Here is a 620-nt window from a genome sequence, read left to right on the forward strand (position 1 = left end):
GCCGTGAGCCCGGAAAACCTGGCCTACGTGATCTACACCTCGGGTTCGACCGGCAAGCCGAAAGGGGCGGGCAACCGCCACTCGGCGCTGGTCAACCGCCTGTGCTGGATGCAGCAGGCTTACGGGCTGGACGGCAGCGACACGGTGTTGCAGAAGACCCCGTTCAGCTTCGACGTCTCGGTGTGGGAGTTCTTCTGGCCACTGATGACCGGTGCCCGTCTGGCCGTGGCCGGCCCGGGCGACCACCGCGATCCGTCGCGCCTGGTGGAGCTGATCAACCAGCACCAGGTCAGCACGCTGCACTTCGTGCCGTCGATGCTGCAGGTGTTCCTGCAGGATGAGCAGGTGGCCAGTTGCAGCAGCCTCAAGCGCATCGTCTGCAGTGGCGAAGCCTTGCAGGTGGATGCCCAGCAAGGCGTGTTCGCCAAGCTGCCGAACGCCGGCCTGTTCAACCTGTACGGCCCGACCGAAGCGGCCATCGACGTGACCCACTGGACCTGCCGCGACGAAGGTCGCGACACGGTGCCGATCGGCCAGCCGATCGCCAACCTGGCGACCTACGTGCTGGACGGCAACCTGGAGCCGGTGCCGGTGGGCGTGGTGGGCGAGCTGTACCTGGG

At 66.9% G+C, this 620-nt stretch carries 1 protein-coding gene; it reads left to right on the forward strand.

Annotated elements, in window-relative coordinates; all coding sequences use genetic code 11:
• On the forward strand, positions 1–620 hold a 620-nt coding region (locus ACODS5_RS24680; protein ID WP_489109887.1), incomplete at both ends, for an AMP-binding protein.

The sequence above is a fragment of the Pseudomonas sp. FG47 genome (genome assembly GCF_057809115.1).